The following is a 16,073-nucleotide window of genomic DNA, read 5'->3' as shown; positions in this document are numbered from 1 at the left end:
GAAAAAACGTACCACACGTGCGCCACCACGCGAACGCACCGCGCACACCAGGCTCAGTCCGCGGACAGCACTGCGCTCACGCGGCGCGCTGCTGCGCGTCGGCGCCGTCGAAGCGATAGATGTCCATCGCCAGGAAACCGGCATCGATGCCGGCATCGATACGCTGCGCGCCGAGCGCATCGCCACCGGCTGCGCCCATCGCGACGTGCAGCGGCTGCAGGTGCTCGTCGCTGGGGTGTGCCTGCGCGGCGTGCGGGGCCTGACGGCGGTAGTCCAGCAAGGCGGCGCTGTCATCGGCCTGCAGGCGCTGCTCCACCCACTCGATGAAGGGCCGCACGTACGGCGCTTCCTTGCCGTCCTGGTAGCTGCGCCAGTCGTGCAGGTTGTGGGTGATGCTGCCCGAGCCGATCAAGAGCACGCCCTGCTCGCGCAGCGGCGCCAGCGCGCGCCCCAGCGCGAACTGATGGGCCGGCCCAAGCAGCGGCTGGATCGCCAGCGGCACGACCGGGATCTCCGCCTGCGGGTACAGAAAGCGCAGCGGCACCCAGGCACCGTGGTCGAGACCGCGCTGCGGGTCGATCGCGGTCGGCAGGCCGGCCGCGGTCAGCCGCTGCGCGATCTCCTGCGCCAGCGCGGGGTCGCCCGGCGCCGGGTACTGCAGGTCGAACAGCGCCTGCGGAAAACCGCCGAAATCGTGGATGGTCGGCGGCTGGGCATGCCCGCCGACCACAGGTTGATGGGTCAGCCAGTGCGCCGAGGCCATGACGATCGCGCGCGGTCGCGGCAACCGCGCCGCCAGGGCCGCCAGGCGCTCACCGACCAGACCGGGGTTGAGCGCGGTCATCGGCGAGCCGTGGGAGATGTACAGGGAGGGCAAGCGGGACATCACGGACTCCAGTAGCGCTACGACGGCCCTGAGCTTATTGCGCGCAGCCTTGCCAATAAATACGATGCATCGACGCTGTTTATTTCGGAAAGAGAAACAATGGACACTCTGGACGCCATGCGTGTGTTTGTCGCCGTGGTCGAGCGCAACGGCTTCAGTGCCGCCGCGCAGGCCCTGGACCTGTCCACCGCAGGGGTGACCCGGCAGATCGCGGCACTGGAGAAGCGCCTCTCGGCCCGGCTGCTCAACCGTACGACCCGCCGCGTGAGCCCGACCAGCACGGGCGCGGCCTATTACGCCGAGTGCGTGCGGTTGCTGGCCGAGTTCGATGCGCTGGAGGCCGGCATCAACGCGCAGGCCCTGGAGCCTTCGGGGCGGCTGCGCATCAACGCGCCGGTCAGCTATGGCATCGCCCGGCTGGGCCCACTGCTGGCCGGCTATCGCGCGCGGTATCCGCAGGTGGAACTGGACCTGTCGCTGTCCGACCGCCTGGTGGACATGGTCGAAGAAGGCTACGACCTGGCGATCCGCATCACCCGCCAGCCCAGCCCGGCACTGATCGCGCGCAAGCTGGCCGACGCCCAGATCAGCCTGTGCGCCGCGCCGGCGTATCTGGATGCGCATGGTCGCCCGCAGCAGCCCGAAGATCTCGCCGCGCACGAATGCCTGCAGTACAGCTACTGGGGCGGCGGGGACGCGTGGCAGCTGCAGGGGCCACGCGGGGAGGTATCAGTGCCGATCAGTGGCGGCGTACGCGCCAACAACGGCGACGTGCTGCGCGAGGCCGCGATTGCCGGCATGGGCATCATCGTGCAGCCGGACTTCCTGGTGGCCCAGGCCATCGCCGATGGTCGATTGGAGCGGGTACTGCCCGAGTGGGCGGTGCCGGGCATCGGCATCCATGCGGTGTACACCAGCCGCAGCCATCTGGCGCCGAAGGTGCGCAGCTTCATCGATTACCTGGTGGTCGCGCTGGGCGGATGACGCGTGGCGGCGCCCGGGCAGCGCCCGGCGCTACGCCTCCACCGACTCCAACTGCGCGATCACCTTGGCCAACGGCATCGGCCGGCCCAGCAGATAGCCCTGCACCTGGTCACAGCCATGCGCGGCCAGCCACTGATGCTGGCCGGGGGTCTCCACGCCTTCGGCGATGATGGTCAGCCCCATGCTGTGACCCAGCGACAGCAGCGCGCGGCAGATCGAGGCGTTGCGCGGATTGGTTTCCACATCCGCCACGAAGCTGCGGTCGATCTTCAGGATGTCCAGCGGCAGATGCTGCAGGTAGGACATGTTCGAATAGCCGGTACCGAAATCGTCCAGCGAGATGCAGATGCCCTGCTCATGCAGGCGCTGCATGGTCTGCTTGGCCTGACCGGGCTTACGCATCAGGCTGCTCTCGGTCAGCTCGACCTGCAGCGCACCTCGGGCCAATCCGAACTCCTGGCTGGCGCGGGTGAACTCGGCCACCAGGTCGCTGTTGAAGAACTGCACCGCCGAGACATTCACCGCGATCGGCAGGTCCCAACCCGCATCGACCAGCTGGCGCTGTGCCTGCGCCGCGGAGCGGATCACCCAGCGGCCCAGCGCGAGGATCAGACCGGTGTCTTCGCACAGCTGGATGAACTCGCCCGGCGGAATGAAGCTGCCATCGGCCTGCGGCCAGCGCAGCAAGGCCTCCAGCGCCGCCGGGGTGCTGTCGGCCGCATGGCAGATCGGCTGGTAGTACAGCTCGAATTCGGTGTCGATGGCACTGTGGATGCGCCCGGCCAGGCGCAGCCGTTCGGCAAGACGCGAACTTACCGTGTTGTCGTACCACGCGATCACGTTGCCCTCGTCGCGCGCGGCGTGGGCGGCCTGCGCGGCCATGCCGATCACCTGTTCGGCCGTGTTGGCATCGCCGTCGAACTTCACGGCCACGCCGATACGGGGCTCGAACTGATGCAGCCAATCCTGCCCGCGGACCGGCTCGGACACGGTCTGCACCAGCGTATCCAGCGCGGTCTGGCGCTGATGGTCGTCGCGGATGGCGAAGATGAAATCTTCGGCCGGCTGGAACGCCAGCAGCCCATAGCGCACACCGAGTCCGCCCAAACGCTTGGCCATCGCCTGCAGCACCACATCGCCCACCTCGCGACCGAGCGTATCGGAGACCAGCTGCAGGCCACGGAACTGCACGTAGGCAATGGTGTACGCGCCGCCCTCTTCGTCCAGCTGCTCGGCCAGTGCACGCGTATTGAGCAGGCCGGTGGCCGGGTTGTGGGTGGCGTGGTACGCCAGATCGCGCTCGTAGGCCAGCCGCTCGCTGACGTCCTCGGCCAGCACCAGGCACGCCTGGCGGCCGTCGAAATCCAGCCGCGCCAGATGCGCGCGGACCTCGAAGATCGTGCCGTCCTTACGCTGGTGCAGGCGCACCTGCGCATCCACATCGCCGATCCGTGCCAGCGCGATGGCGCCGCGGATTTCCTCCCAGCCTTCGCGCGGGCGGATGTCCAGGATGCTCATCGACAGGAACTCATCACGGCTGTAGCCGTACTGACGCACCGCCGCTTCGTTGACCTCCAGGAAGCGCAGCGTGTCAGGATCGAACACCCAGAACGGTGCCGGGTTGCGGTCGAACAGCAGGCGGAACTGGCGCTCGGCCTGCTGCGCACGGGCCAGCGCGTCCACCCGTTCGCTGACGTCGGTCAGTGCCCCCATCATGCGCCGCTCGCGATCGACCACGGCCACGCGCTGGCCACGCGCGGAGACCCAGCGGATCGCACCGCCCGCCAGCACCAGACGGAACATTTCATCCAGCACGCCGTTGCCGGCAAACGCAGCATCGAAGGCCACCTGCATGCGGGCGGTGTCTTCGTGGTGGATGCGGGCGAAGAAGTCGGCGACCGGCAGGCTGTCGATCTCCACATCGAAGATCTCCCGCGCCAGCGGCGACCAGCGCAGCAGGCAGGCATCCTCGTCCACGTACCAGGTGCAGACCTTGCCCACCTGGTGGGCCATGCGCAGCTCGGCATGGCCGGTGCGCAGTTCCTCGGTCAGGCTGTCCTGATCGCGGGTGGCCCGGCGCAGGCTGACATAGACCGCCCCGAACAGCATCCAGTACAGCAGGTACACCCCGATCGAGGCCTGTACATAGGGCCACCAGGCTGCCAGCACATCGCGGCGCCCCAACCCCGTATAGACCGCAAGCGGGTACTGCGCCAGCGTGCTCAGGCTGGAAATCCGCTCGATACCATCGACCCCGCTGATCTCCGTGCCCAGCGGCGTCAGCGCGTCACGGCGCAGCAGCTCGCGCTTGCTCAGGCCGAAGCGATGCCCCACCACGCCAGCGGGATCGGGACTGCGCGCCAGGACATACCCGTAGCGGTCGGTGATCGAGACCACCCCGCTCTCGCCGGTGTCCATGCCGCTGATGATCGAGTGCAGCTCATCGGTGCGCAGGCGCGCCAGCAGCCAGCGGTCCTCGCCCATGCGCAGCGCCAGCGGGAGCACCCAGCGTGAAGCGTCCTGTGCCTGTGGCGGGCCGATGTACAACTGGCGGATGCTGCCACGATTGTCCTCCACCGCCCACAACGGCAGCTGCAGATCGCCGCTGCCACTGGTCAGCGCGCGCCCGTGCTGGTCGGCCACCACGATGCTGTGCAGCTCGGCATGCCGCTGCAGCACGCCACTGATGGCGTCGTCGAGCAGATCCGGCGCCTGCGACGGTACCCGCCGGAACAGCAGCGCGCCGTCCTCGGCAATGCCCTGCATGGCCCGCTCCAGATTGCGCAGCTCCAGCCGCAGCAGGCGCTGGGCCCCGGTCGCCAGCGCCGAGCTCTGCCGCTGCGCAGCCTCCTGCCGACGCTGATAGTCGTTGGTCAGCATCGCCACCAGCCCGATCGCCAGCAGCACGCCCAGGGAAACCCCCAGCCACACGATCGTCCGCAATGGCCGTGCCATGGCACGGCTCAACGCGGGCACCGCAACGCTCTCGTACACCGACGGGCTGATTTCATCTGTAGCGCTTCCTGGCTTCCCCAAACCTGAGCGGCCGACACCCGGGATTCTTGACGCTTGTATCTTCACACGGGTGCCAGTGACCCCCGTGCGAACCCCGGCCGGCCCAGCATGCACCAGCGCGCGCGGCACGGGAAGAGCACGCGGCGCCCGGCCGCGTTGACAAACCCTAGGGCCGCCACAACCGGCCCCCGATACCGCCGGAGCCGGCATAACCACGCGCCCGGGACGGGATTAGACTTGGACGTTTCCGTTGCCGAGAAGGTCCATGTCCAAGCTGCGTCGCCCCACCCTGATGCTCGCCATTGCCGCCAGCCTGTCGCTGGGCCTGGCGGCCTGCGATCGCGAACCCACCGCACCGGCCGCTACCCCCGAGACCGCGCCGGCTGAACCGGCCGCGCCCATGCCGCAGCTGGGCAGCTTCGGCTTCGATGCCGCCGGCATGGACCGCAGCGTTGCCGCAGGCGATGACTTCTTCGGCTTCGCCAACGGCACCTGGGTCAAGAACACCGAGATTCCGGCCGACCGCTCCAGCTACGGCAGCTTCAACGTCATTTCCGAAAAGACCCTGGCCGACACCCGCGCGATCCTCGAAGGCGCCGCAGCCGATACCAAGGCCGAGGGCGAGACCAAGCTGATCGGCGACTACTACGCTGCCTTCATGGATGAGACCGGCATCGAATCGCGCGGCGCCGCCCCGGTCAAGCCGGCACTGGACGCCATCGCGGGCATCGGCGACAAGGCCGCGCTGGCCACCGCCCTGGGCGGCACCCTGCGCGCCGATGTGGACCTGCTCAACGCCACCAACTTCTACACCGACCGCCTGTTCGGCGTGTGGGTCTCGGTGGATCTGCTGCAGCCGGACCGCACCGCGCCGTACCTGGTGCAGGGTGGCCTGGGCCTGCCGGACCGCGACTTCTACCTGCAGGGCGGCCGCATGGCCGAGATCCGCAAGCAGTACCAGGCGTATATCGCCCAGGTGCTGCAGCTGGCCGGCGTCGCCGATCCGGCGGCCAAGGCCCAGCGCATCCTCGCGCTGGAGACCAAGATCGCCCAGGCGCACGCCACCCAGGAAGACACCAACGACGTCGCCAAGGGCGCCAACGCCTGGAAGCAGGCCGACCTGAGCGCCAAGGCGCCGGGTATGGACTGGAGCGCCTTCCTGGCCTCGGCCGGCCTGGATGCCCAGCAGGACTTCATCGTGTGGCAGCCCAAGGCCGTGGCCGGCATTTCGCGCCTGGTCGCGACCGAGCCGCTGGAAGTCTGGAAGGACTACCTCGCCTTCCATGCCCTGGACCGCGCCGCCCCGTACCTGCCCAAGTCGTTCGCCGATGCGCGCTTCGCTTTCCACGGCACCACCCTCAACGGCACGCCGCAGCAGAGCGAGCGGTGGAAGCGTGCGGTGGATGACAGCAACCATGCCGTCGGCGAAGCCATCGGCAAGGTGTACGTCGAGCGTCATTTCGACCCGGCCACCAAGGCCCGTGCCGACGAGATGGCCAAGAACATCATCGCGGCCTTCGCCAAGCGCATCGATGCACTCGAGTGGATGTCGCCGCAGACCAAGGCGCGCGCCAAGGCCAAGGTCGATGGCCTGACCGTGGGCATGGGTTACCCGGACAAATGGCGTGACTACACGGGCCTTGAGATCAAGCGCGATGACGCGCTGGGCAATGCCGAGCGAGCGGAGCTGTTCGAGTACCGCCGCAACATCGCCAAGCTGGGCAAGCCGGTGGACCACAGCGAGTGGGCGATGCTGCCGCAGACCATCAATGCGATGAACGTGCCGCTGGAAAACCGTCTGGTGTTCCCGGCCGCGATCCTGCAGCCGCCGTTCTTCGACGGTGCGGCCGATGATGCGGTGAACTACGGTGCGATCGGTGCGGTGATCGGCCATGAGATCAGCCACGGTTTCGACAACGCCGGTGCGTTGTTCGATGAGACGGGCAAGCTGCAGAACTGGTGGACGGCGGAAGATCTGAAGAAGTTCGATGCGGCCGGTGATGCGCTGGCGGCGCAGTTCAGCAGCTACAGTCCGTTCCCGGGGGTGTCGGTGAATGGTCGTTTGACGCTGGGCGAGAACATTGCGGACGTGGCGGGTCTGTCGACGGCGTACGATGCATATCAGTTGTCGTTGCAGGGCAAGCCGGGGCAGACGCTGGAGGGCTTTACGCCGGATCAGCGGTTCTTCCTGGGCTTTGCGCAGGCGTGGCGGAGCAAGGCGCGTGAGCAGGCGTTGCGTAATTCGCTGTTGACGAATGTGCATGCGCCGGGGCAGTTCCGTGCGTTGACGGTGCGCAATCTGGATGCGTGGTATCCGGCCTTCGAGGTGAAGGAGGGCCAGAAGCTGTATCTGGCGCCGGAGAAGCGGGTCAAGGTGTGGTGAGGCTTTTCATCGCATTTGCTGAGATGAAAGAACGGGCGCTTCGGCGCCCGTTTTTTTTGCTGCAGAGCTGCAGAGCTGCAGAGCTGCGGAGCTACAGAGCTGCAGAGATGCAGAGCTGGAGCAGAGCAACGGCTGGGGTTTGCGGCTTCTCTGAACTGGGCGGGCAAGGGTGGGGTGTCGGGGCCCCCTGCCAGTACGTGCCTGTAAGCTCGTAAGGCGCCCTCCAGGGCGGCCTACGGTCCCCCCACCCCCCCCCAGCCCCCCCGTTGGCACAGGGCTGGTGCGCAAGGGAAAAGCGGTCCCCGGCTCCGCGGCTGTGGCAGTGATTGGGTTTGTTTCGCTGGCCCGCTTCGTTCTGTAGCTTTGCTACTCGGCTTCGTGGAGCAACACAGTGCCACTCTGCTGCTTTGCTCTGCTGCTTTGCTCTGCTGCTTTGCTCTGCTGCTTTGCTCTGCTGCTGCGCCGCTCAGCTTTGCTGCTCCCGCTCTGCTGCTCGCGCTTTGTTGCACCGCACTTTTGCAGTTCTGTGCTGCTTCGCCGTTCAGCTCTTTAGCTCTTTAGCTGCCTAGCATCGCCACTCTGATCCACTGGTTGGCACTGCTACTCAGTCTGCTGCTTAGCCCTACTGCTCCGCGCTTCTGCAGCGCTGCTATTCCGCGATGCCGCTCAGCTCCGCTTGCCGGCTTTTGATCTCAGCATGGCCACCAGCCAAGTGTCGGGGGGCGGGCACGTGCAGGCTGGAGGGACCGTCTGCCGCCATGGATGGCGGCATACGAGCTTACAGGGACGTACTTGCAGCGGGTCCCGGAAGCCTGCACGTGCCCGACCCAACCATCAGACACAGGCACTCGCGATTACCGACCAACGGTCGGTACCTACCGCTTCAGGGCCAGTCAGCAAGCACGCTGGCAGGAAGACCCATCCGGGTGCATGCGCGCGTCGCCAGGCCATCCTGCAGTGCACGCCGGAACAGCGGCGCCATGCCCCTCAGCATCACGGCAGACGCCCGCGACTGCGCACGCTGCATCGGCGTGCGCGCCAGCATCGTCGTCGCCCAGTCCGGCAACAGCGCCGCGCCCGCACCCAGGAACAGCTCGCGCGACAACCCCGCCATCGGTACCGGCAAGCGGATGCCGGACAACACCGCCAGTACCTCTTGCGAACGGGCATCGAACACCAGCTCGCCTTGCTGGCGCGCGAAGTACGCGTCGACCTCCGCTTCCGAGGCGGGCACATCGGTGGCGCCGAGCGCCTCGGCCACACGCTTGTACTCGCGGTAATACCGATCGGCGATCGCCGTGGGCACATCGCGGCAATACCGCCGGCAGCCTTGCAGGAAGCCGTAGGCCTCGGTGACGTGCACCCAGGTCAGCAGCGCCGGATCGTCGGCGGAATAGGCGCGACCGTCCGCCGTGTGCCCGCGCACCTGCGCGTGGATGCGGGTCACCTTGTCGATCAACGCCTCGACTTCCGCCGTCGGTGCGTAGGTGGTGCCCGCGACAAATGCGGTGGTGCGGCGCAGGCGGCCGACCAGGTCATCGCGGAAGTTGGAGTGGTCGTACACGCCGGCCAGGGCCAGCGGGTGCAGGGTCTGCAGCATCAACGCGCACAGGCCACCGGCAAGCATCCCTGGAAATTCAGCGTGCACGCGCCAGGTGATGCTGTCCGGGCCGAACCAGCCGGGGTCGCCCAGCGGGTGGTCGTAGTCGATCCCGCTCTGGCCGCGGGGGAAGGCACCCAGCACCCAGCGGCGGATCGGGGCGGTGGCGGGGCGGGCAAGCGAACGCAACAGGGAGGACATCAGCAGTACCAAAGGCGGTGCGGACCGGCATTTCGCGCGGATGCGTCAATTCTGCGTGATACCGCCGGGGCTGGCGAGGACGCTGTCGCCGCCGCGCTGTACATTGTGCAGATGCAGCATGGGAACACACGTCCGACGCCTATTTACCCGGCGATTTACGTGTCGCAGTGCGCAAATCCGCTGCGAGGTTGCCCATTCAGGCAGGAATGACGCCGGATCTTTGCGCTTTGCCCATTGCCAAGCGCGGTGAAAGTGCTAGAACTGGACGTGCCACAACGTCGTCCAATGCGCTGCCGCACGTTCCAGAAGGAGCTCGTCATGATCGCTTTGTTCAAAGGTTTGGGTCTGCTGTTGCAGGACAACGAGCTGTACAGCAGCCCGTTTGAAAAACAGGTCGCGCATTGGCGTAACAAGAGTGAACAGCAGATCCGCGAGGAAGTCGCGGTGCTCGCCAAGGCCAAGGGCCAGTGGTTGATGGCCTCCATCGTTGGCTGGCAGGCGTCATCGCTGCTCATCCTCGGCCTGATCAGCAATTACCTGTGGAAGGATGACTTCCATATCACCTTCACCCGCGTGGTGATCGTGTTCGGCTCATGGGTGTCGATCCTGTTCGTGATCTGGTTCATGGCCAACATGTTCGATCACACCGCCGGCTTCGAGCGCTGGATGAAGGCCTTCAACAGCCGCGCCCGGATCACGTCCGATGCGGACACCGTGGAGTGTGTAGCCGAGGCGCTGGACATGGCCCAGCATTACCCGGAAGTGCTGGACTACAAGCAGGCCGTGAGCGCCAAGCGCGAGCTGCGCCACGAGGACATCCGCATCATGCGCGAGATCGGCCGGATGAAGCAGCACACCGAACTGGTGGGTCAGCTCAACCATGTCGGCGAGCAGCCCAACGGCACCAACCTGCATCTGCAGCCCGCGTTCTGACCCTATCGAAATGAGGGGGGAGCCACGATGCCACCGTGATCACTCACGGTGGCATTGTTCTTTCTGGACGGCGCTGACGCAGTGCTGGAACCCCGCCGGCAGCCCGGCCATCTGCTCGGTCTTGCCCACCGCCACCGCCAACCGGTGCAACGGCGGATAGGGGCAGTCGGTGTCCTTTGCGCAGCGCGCATCCAGCACCAGGTAATGGCAGCGGCCGCTGCTGCTGGCGATGCAGTCGAAGTTGGCCACGCCGTTGTCGACCGTGGTTTTGCTGTACAGCGTATCCACGCCGTTGGCGCGGATGCGGGTGACGGAGGTGTTGCTCGATTGCTGGCAGGCAGCCAGCATCAACACGCAGAGACTGGCGACAACGGCGATACGCATGGCAGGCTCCAGACGAAAGAGAAGGCGCGTTACATCCCGCGGAACAGACTCATGAAGGGCTGGCTGACGTTGAGCACTTCGGCGCGATGCTTCAATCGCAGCTGGCCGCGGCCGGTGTCATCGCGGGTGACCGCGGCGACCGCCTTCATGTTCACGATGGTGGAACGGTGGATCTGGCGGAACCGTTGTGGATCGAGTGCGTCGAGCAGTTCGCGCAGCGAGGTGCGCAGCAGGCTTTCACCCTGCTCGGTGACCACCGTGGTGTATTTGCTGTCGGCACGGAAGTAGATCACGTCTTCGAGCATGATCAGCTGCGTGTCGCGTCCGTTGCTGGCCGTGATCCAGGCCAGTGGCGGCGCGCTTGAGGCGGCGGCGGGCTGATTGCCGAGGCGCTGCAGCAGCTGCTCGAGCATCCCGCTGTCCGGTCGGCCCAGCTGCATGCGGGCCAGGATCCGCTCGCGCGTGGCGAGCAGACGCTCATCGCTGACCGGCTTGAGCAGGTAGTCGATCGCGCCCTGTTCGAAGGCATCGATCGCGTACTGGTCGTAGGCGGTGACGAACACCACCTGGGTGCGCGGGCTGATCTCGGGCAGGGCGCGGGCCACCTCGATGCCGGTGATGCCCGGCATGCGGATGTCGAGCAGGGCCAGGTCCGGCTTCAGCTCGGCCAGGCGCTCCAGCGCGCTCGCGCCGTCTTCGCATTCGGCCACCAGCCGCAGCTCGGGCCACAACCGCTGCAGCTGGGCTACCAGCGACTGGCGCAGCAGGTCTTCGTCTTCGGCAATAAGGGCATCAAGCTGCATGGATCGCCTCTCGGGCATCGCGCGGCAGGGTAATGGTCGCTGCCACGCCGCTGGGGAAATTGGACACGATGGCCACGCCGGCGCGCTCACCGCAGGTCAAGCGCAGGCGCTCGCGCAGGTTCTTCAGGCCGATCCCGGTACCGCTGGTGCCCTGCCCGAAGCCGAGGCCATCGTCGGCCACAGTGAGGGTGACATGGTCCTCGAAAGCGCGCGCGATGATCCATACCGTGCCACCGCCCGGCTTGGGTTCCAGCCCGTGCTTGATCGCATTCTCGACCAGGGTCTGCAGGGCCATCGAGGGCAGCGGCACGCTGGTCAGTGCCGGCGGCACATCCACCTGCAGGGCCAGGCGCGCGCCCATGCGGATCTTGAGGATTTCCAGGTAGGCCTGGGTGCGCTCCAGCTCCACCCCCAGGGTGGACATCGATTCGTCCACGCTGGGCAGCGAGCTGCGCAGGTACTGGATCAGGTGTCCCAGCATCTGGTCGGCGCGCGGCGGGTCGGTGCGGGTCAGCACCTGCGCGTTGGCCAGGGTGTTGTAGAGGAAGTGCGGCTCGACCTGGGCATGCAGCAGGTTGAGCTTGGCCACCGACAGTTCCTTCTCGGTCGCGGTCTGCTCGGCGGCGGCCTGCTCGTCGCGGCGCTGCTCGGCCACGCGGCGGGTGATCGCACGGCCGACGGCTTCGGCGTTCTCATGGTTGCTGCCTTCGTCGACGGCGAGCAGATCGGCCCATACGCCGGCATCGGGCTCGAACAGCAGCGTCACGCTGCAGGTGCCCTGCCCCGGCGTGACCGTGGCGAGCACGCTGTTGCGCTTGATCGCCAGCCGCGCAGGCAGGTTCCAGCGGGACGGTGGGCGGCCGTTGTAGGGATCCACGCGGCGTACGTAGGCACGGACCTGCAGGCTGCCCGGAGCGCTTTCGATGTCTTCCACCCGCGGCAGCTCGGCGATGGCGGCTTCGACCAAGGCGAAGGCGGGGCCCGCATCCATTGGGACCTCGATCTGGCGCCGCTGGCGGCTGGACAGGGTGGCCGCGTCCAGGCGCCCGGCCGCATGCTGGACCCGGCGAATATGGGCGATGCAGCTGCCCAGGGCCGTCACCATCACGAACAGCGCCAGCAAGCCGAACACCCAGCCGGGGCCTTCGTCCATGCCATGGAAGAAGCCACTCCAGACGAACCCCGCCACCACGATGGCGGCGGCCCAGGCCAACAGAATGCGGAAGATCAGGGAGAGGCTGGCGAACACGGCGGCGTCATCACATAGGGAGTGAGGCGAGCATAGCCCTGCCGCCACGGGGAACAAGCGGCATGCGACGAAGGCGGCGTTTGGGGGGACGAAGCCGCGTAGCGCCACCCCATGGGTGGCTGGCGATCGTTCCGGGATCGCGAAGCCACGCATGGCGTGGTTCTACATCGGGATCCGGGACTGCCAGCCACGCTTGGCATGGCGCCGGGTTGGGGGTCCGGCCGGCGATACCGGCCGGACGCGGTCTTACTTCCGCTCGGCGGCGCTGGCGTCACGCGGGGCGCGGAACTGGGAGTCTTCGCTCCAGTTCGGCCAAGCGCGCGAGTTGGCCAGCTGATTGCCCAGCGTGTACAGCACTTCCAGATCGCGCGAGGCACCGGCGAAGGTCCAGTCCGGCTGCCACTCGTCACCCTGCTGGTGATAGCGCTTGGCGGTGTAGTCATCCGACGCCGCCTTGCCAGCGGCGACGCCGCCTTCCACCCAATCCTGGCCCGCCGAGTACGACACCGCCGGCACGCCGCGCTTGGCGAACGGGAAGTGATCGGAGCGGAAGAACAGGCCGGCTTCCGGCTTCGGATCGGGGGTGTAGCGGATGTCCCAGCCCTTGGCGACGTCCTTGAGCTGGTCCAGCAGTTCCAGCTTGGCCGAGCCGTAGATGCCGAAATCGCGCGACGGGCTGAAGGGCGCCATGCCATCCATGTTGATCAGCGCCACGGTCTTGCCGAGCGGATACAGCGGGTGGCTGGCGTAGTACTCCGAGCCGAGCAGGCCCTTTTCCTCGGCGGTGACGGCCAGGAACAGCACCGAACGCTCCGGACGCTTGGCCTTGGCGAAGCCGCGCGCCAGCTCGACCAGCGAGGCGGTGCCGCTGGCGTTGTCCAGCGCACCGTTGAAGATGGTGTCGCCGTTGGCGTCGGGCTTGCCCACGCCGATGTGATCCCAGTGCGCGCTGTAGATCACGGTCTCGTCGGGATGCTTGCTGCCTTCCAGGCGCGCGGCCACGTTGTGCGAGGTGATCACCTCGGTCTTGACCGCGTACTTGGCCGAGAAGGTCTCGCCCTTCAGCTCGACCGGCTTGAAGTCGCGGGTCTGCGCCTGCTTCTTCAGCGCCTCGAAATCCAGGCCCGAGCGCTTGAAGAGTTCCACCGCCAGATCGCGCTGGATCCAGCCTTCCAGCAGCGGATGCGCTTCGGCCGGGTTGTCGCGGACCACGTCGAACATGGTGTTGGTGTTGGAGCCGGCCACGGTGGCCCAGCCATACGAGGCCGGTGCGGTCTCGTGCACGATCAGCACACCCAGGGCGCCCTGGCGCGCGCCTTCTTCGTACTTGTAGGTCCAACGGCCGTAGTAGGTCATGCCCTTGCCGTCGAAATCGCCCTGGCCGGTTTCGAAGTCCGGGTCGTTGATCAGCACGACCGCGATCTTGCCCTTCAGGTCCACGCCCTTGAAGTCGTCCCAGTTGCGCTCGCCGGCTTTGACGCCGTAGCCCAGGAACACCAGCGGCGCGTTCTTGATGTCCACCTCGCTGGCACCGTTCATGGCGGCACGCACGGCGATTTCCTTGCCCTGGCTCAGCGTCTGCGGCGTGCCCTTGCTGCTCAGCGACAGGCTCGGGGTGCCGACGATATCGCCTTTGAGCAGCGGCACGGCCTGTGTCCACAGGCGCTTGCCGTCCTTGAGGTCGCCGCCCGGCTGCAGGCCGGCCGCGGCGAACTGCTTGCTCAGGAAGGCGATGGTTTTTTCTTCACCGGCCGTGGCCGGCGAGCGGCCTTCGTAGGCATCGGAGGCCAGCTCCTTGACGTCGGCGGAGATCCGCGCGCCGTCGAATTTGGGCGTCGCCGCCATCAGGGCGCCAGACACCGACAGGGCCAGCACGCTCAGTACTACTCGCTTCATCGCTCTCTCCACAACGGGACCAAACCTGGACCCCGAGTGTAGGCGATGCCGCAGCTGGACAGGCGCCGGGCCAAGGCCCGGCGCCATCGTTTACCAGTTCGGATCTTCTGCCGGCTTGGCCGCCGCGGCAGGCTTGGCGGCACGGACCGGTGCCTTGCCGCTACCCGACGGCGCCGCAGCGGTCGTGGCTGGCTTCACCGCACCCAATTGCTTGCGCAGTTCAATGGCACCCGGGCGGAAGCCTGCGCCGCCGAGATCCGCACCTTCTTCCAGCGTCCCGTACGAGGTCTGCGCGGCAACGCGATCAATGCGGATTGTGCAGCACGGGGTCTCATTGCGCCCCAGCGAGCGGCCGGTCTGCGGGTCCTTCAGGGCCTCGCCCAGCATCACCGCCTGCCAGCGCTGGCCGACCTGCAGCGCGTCGCCGCCCTGGCTCAGCACCACCTGGTCACCGCTCAACGATACGACCGAGACCGGGAAGATCTCGGTGATGATCGCGGTCCCGATCTGGCCGGACAGCGAATCCATCATCGTCGCGGCCATGCCTTTGCCGTCCACCACACGCGGCAGCGTGCTCGGCCCGGTCGAGGCCAACTGGTGGTCGAAACTGTCGGACATCACCACTTCACCGGTGGCCGCGTTTATCAGCCGCAACGTGATGCGACCGCCGCCGGAGTACGAGCTCACCTGGCGATCGGACATGCGCAGCTGACGCACGCTGCGCGGGTACTCGAAACGCTCGATGCTCGGAATCAGGATCAGATCCGTCGCCAGCTGCTGGCCCAGGCGTGCGGTGTCCTGCAGGCGCACGTTGCCGCTGTTGATGTGATCGATCTCGGCCTGCATTTCATCGCCGAACTCACGATCGAGCACGATGAAACGCTTGGTCTGGGTCAGCGTGTCGGACAGGCGTGCACGGATGGCACGCGCCACCTCTTCGCTGCTTACCCGGCCATCGCCGACGGCATAGCTACCCGACCGGACGTGCGGCAGGGCGACGACGATCTTCGGCCGGCCCTGCTCGTCCGGTGCGCGGTACTTGGCGATGTCGGCACGGATGCGGACCTTCCAGTAACTGCGCATGGTGCGATGGCTAACGTCGGACTCGTACGAACTCGCCCCCCGCTTGGCATCGACCTTCGCGCTTTCCTTGTAGCTTTGCTTGACGCTGGCCGAAGCCGAACCGCCTTGTCCGCTCGCGTCGGCCTGCGCCTGTGCCGAGCCACTGGCCGACGCCGAGGCGGCGTACGTGAAGCCGGCATCGCTGGCCCGCACGCGTTCAATCACTTCCTCATCAATCTGACGGATTTCCTCCTGCGAGAGGATCTCGTAGCCCAGCACGGCTCCCTGCGACGCCGCGATCGCCTGCTGGGCGAAGGCATTGGCCTGGAGGCTGCCGACGTGGTGACCGTCGACATCGACATCCAGACCGGCGCGGAGCGTCTGCATCTGGCTGGCGACACGGACGCCGTTGACCTGCGCCACGGCCGACTGCAGCGCAGCCAGTACAGCCAGTTCCGGCGTGCTGCCAATACCGTCGGCTTCCCGCGCGACCTGGGTGGTGCCGCCGAAATCAGGCGTACCGCGCAACGGCCCGGTGTCGGCATTCGCAGCCGAAAGCACCTTGGATTCAGTCTTGCTGGCAACCTCGTCCACCGGCGCCTCCTGCTTGCCGCACGCGGCAAGCAGGGTAGCGGCGATGGCCAGGCTCAGCAGTCGGGTAGAAATCTGCATGCGTG

Annotated in this window: 11 protein-coding genes; 3 read left to right on the top strand and 8 right to left on the bottom strand. The window is 67.0% G+C overall.

All coding sequences use genetic code 11. The features are described 5' to 3' along the window. Nucleotides 1–76: 76 nt before the first annotated feature. Entirely contained in the window at nucleotides 77–886 is an 810-nt protein-coding gene (locus ABE463_RS03280) for a class III extradiol ring-cleavage dioxygenase (protein WP_346467246.1), read from the bottom strand. A gap of 99 nt (nucleotides 887–985) precedes the next feature. Here ABE463_RS03280 and ABE463_RS03275 point away from each other — a divergent pair, with 99 nt between their 5' ends. Continuing rightward, nucleotides 986–1,870, top strand: coding sequence for a LysR family transcriptional regulator (locus ABE463_RS03275; protein ID WP_346467245.1), 885 nt, complete (start codon nucleotides 986–988; stop codon nucleotides 1,868–1,870). A 30-nt stretch (nucleotides 1,871–1,900) separates the two neighbouring features. Here the strand turns inward: ABE463_RS03275 and ABE463_RS03270 are convergent, their stop codons facing one another. Beyond that, on the bottom strand, nucleotides 1,901–4,825 hold the full coding sequence (locus ABE463_RS03270) for an EAL domain-containing protein (protein ID WP_346467244.1): 2,925 nt from the start codon (nucleotides 4,823–4,825) through the stop codon (nucleotides 1,901–1,903). Nucleotides 4,826–5,150: 325 nt separating this feature from the next. Between ABE463_RS03270 and ABE463_RS03265 the strand changes: the two genes are divergently transcribed. Beyond that, on the top strand, nucleotides 5,151–7,268 hold the full coding sequence (locus ABE463_RS03265; protein ID WP_346467243.1) for a M13 family metallopeptidase: 2,118 nt from the start codon (nucleotides 5,151–5,153) through the stop codon (nucleotides 7,266–7,268). An 883-nt stretch (nucleotides 7,269–8,151) separates the two neighbouring features. Here the strand turns inward: ABE463_RS03265 and ABE463_RS03260 are convergent. Then, nucleotides 8,152–9,069, bottom strand: coding sequence for an oxygenase MpaB family protein (locus tag ABE463_RS03260; RefSeq protein ID WP_346467242.1), 918 nt, complete (start codon nucleotides 9,067–9,069; stop codon nucleotides 8,152–8,154). Nucleotides 9,070–9,387: 318 nt separating this feature from the next. Between ABE463_RS03260 and ABE463_RS03255 the strand changes: the two genes are divergently transcribed. Then, the gene (locus tag ABE463_RS03255) at nucleotides 9,388–10,002 is read left to right on the top strand and encodes a hypothetical protein (protein WP_026070179.1); all 615 of its coding nucleotides are present in this window, start codon (nucleotides 9,388–9,390) and stop codon (nucleotides 10,000–10,002) included. A gap of 39 nt (nucleotides 10,003–10,041) precedes the next feature. On the opposite strand, the gene ABE463_RS03250 is transcribed toward ABE463_RS03255, so the two are convergent. The 5 genes from ABE463_RS03250 to ABE463_RS03230 form a co-directional block, all read right to left on the bottom strand. Beyond that, complete coding sequence (locus ABE463_RS03250) at nucleotides 10,042–10,386, bottom strand: hypothetical protein (RefSeq protein WP_259261702.1); 345 nt, start codon at nucleotides 10,384–10,386, stop codon at nucleotides 10,042–10,044. A gap of 29 nt (nucleotides 10,387–10,415) precedes the next feature. Next, a complete protein-coding gene (locus tag ABE463_RS03245) occupies nucleotides 10,416–11,189 on the bottom strand; it encodes a LytTR family DNA-binding domain-containing protein (protein ID WP_121042416.1) in 774 nt (257 codons plus the stop codon). Beyond that, on the bottom strand, nucleotides 11,179–12,438 hold the full coding sequence (locus tag ABE463_RS03240) for a histidine kinase (protein ID WP_259261701.1): 1,260 nt from the start codon (nucleotides 12,436–12,438) through the stop codon (nucleotides 11,179–11,181). Before ABE463_RS03240 ends, ABE463_RS03245 begins: the two co-directional genes overlap by 11 nt. Nucleotides 12,439–12,684: 246 nt before the next feature. Then, nucleotides 12,685–14,334, bottom strand: a complete 1,650-nt coding sequence (locus ABE463_RS03235) for a M28 family metallopeptidase (RefSeq protein ID WP_152153011.1) — start codon at nucleotides 14,332–14,334, stop codon at nucleotides 12,685–12,687. Nucleotides 14,335–14,424: 90 nt separating this feature from the next. Next, complete coding sequence (locus ABE463_RS03230; RefSeq protein WP_346467241.1) at nucleotides 14,425–16,068, bottom strand: CsgG/HfaB family protein; 1,644 nt, start codon at nucleotides 16,066–16,068, stop codon at nucleotides 14,425–14,427. Nucleotides 16,069–16,073 lie beyond the last annotated feature (5 nt).

This window comes from Stenotrophomonas sp. TWI819 (genome assembly GCF_039673075.1).
In the GTDB taxonomy this organism is placed as follows: Bacteria; Pseudomonadota; Gammaproteobacteria; order Xanthomonadales; family Xanthomonadaceae; genus Stenotrophomonas; species Stenotrophomonas rhizophila_B.
The sequence above is the reverse complement of the archived record's forward strand: the minus strand, read 5'-3'. Positions and strand labels throughout refer to the sequence as shown.